Consider the following 1,678-nt stretch of genomic DNA (forward strand, 5'->3'; position numbering starts at 1 on the left):
GAAAGGGTTCACTGCGAAGTTTTGCTCTTTAAAAATCTGGATCAAGCTGAAAATTGAAACACAGAACAACGAAAGTTGTTCGTGAGTCTCTCAAATTTTCGCGACACGAGAATGTTTTACGAAACATCTTCGGGTTGTGAGGTTAAGCGACTAAGCGTACACGGTGGATGCCCTGGCAGTCAGAGGCGATGAAGGACGTGCTAATCTGCGATAAGCGTCGGTAAGGTGATATGAACCGTTATAACCGGCGATTTCCGAATGGGGAAACCCAGTGTGTTTCGACACACTATCATTAACTGAATCCATAGGTTAATGAGGCGAACCGGGGGAACTGAAACATCTAAGTACCCCGAGGAAAAGAAATCAACCGAGATTCCCCCAGTAGCGGCGAGCGAACGGGGAGCAGCCCAGAGCCTGAATCAGTGTGTGTGTTAGTGGAAGCGTCTGGAAAGGCGCGCGATACAGGGTGACAGCCCCGTACACAAAAATGCACATGCTGTGAGCTCGATGAGTAGGGCGGGACACGTGGTATCCTGTCTGAATATGGGGGGACCATCCTCCAAGGCTAAATACTCCTGACTGACCGATAGTGAACCAGTACCGTGAGGGAAAGGCGAAAAGAACCCCGGCGAGGGGAGTGAAAAAGAACCTGAAACCGTGTACGTACAAGCAGTGGGAGCATGCTTAGGCGTGTGACTGCGTACCTTTTGTATAATGGGTCAGCGACTTATATTCTGTAGCAAGGTTAACCGAATAGGGGAGCCGAAGGGAAACCGAGTCTTAACTGGGCGTTAAGTTGCAGGGTATAGACCCGAAACCCGGTGATCTAGCCATGGGCAGGTTGAAGGTTGGGTAACACTAACTGGAGGACCGAACCGACTAATCTTGAAAAATTAGCGGATGACTTGTGGCTGGGGGTGAAAGGCCAATCAAACCGGGAGATAGCTGGTTCTCCCCGAAAGCTATTTAGGTAGCGCCTCGTGAATTCATCTCCGGGGGTAGAGCACTGTTTCGGCAAGGGGGTCATCCCGACTTACCAACCCGATGCAAACTGCGAATACCGGAGAATGTTATCACGGGAGACACACGGCGGGTGCTAACGTCCGTCGTGAAGAGGGAAACAACCCAGACCGCCAGCTAAGGTCCCAAAGTCATGGTTAAGTGGGAAACGATGTGGGAAGGCCCAGACAGCCAGGATGTTGGCTTAGAAGCAGCCATCATTTAAAGAAAGCGTAATAGCTCACTGGTCGAGTCGGCCTGCGCGGAAGATGTAACGGGGCTAAACCATGCACCGAAGCTGCGGCAGCGACGCTTATGCGTTGTTGGGTAGGGGAGCGTTCTGTAAGCCTGCGAAGGTGTGCTGTGAGGCATGCTGGAGGTATCAGAAGTGCGAATGCTGACATAAGTAACGATAAAGCGGGTGAAAAGCCCGCTCGCCGGAAGACCAAGGGTTCCTGTCCAACGTTAATCGGGGCAGGGTGAGTCGACCCCTAAGGCGAGGCCGAAAGGCGTAGTCGATGGGAAACAGGTTAATATTCCTGTACTTGGTGTTACTGCGAAGGGGGGACGGAGAAGGCTATGTTGGCCGGGCGACGGTTGTCCCGGTTTAAGCGTGTAGGCTGGTTTTCCAGGCAAATCCGGAAAATCAAGGCTGAGGCGTGATGACGAGGCACTACGG

1 rRNA gene is annotated in these 1,678 nt (G+C 52.3%); it reads left to right on the forward strand.

Annotated features, from left to right (window positions below):
* Positions 1-140 precede the first annotated feature (140 nt).
* A 23S ribosomal RNA gene (locus LHJ54_RS12670) occupies positions 141-1,678 on the forward strand; the annotation flags it as partial.

It is taken from the genome of Porphyrobacter sp. GA68 (assembly GCF_022605525.1).
Classification (GTDB): domain Bacteria; phylum Pseudomonadota; class Alphaproteobacteria; order Sphingomonadales; family Sphingomonadaceae; genus Qipengyuania_B.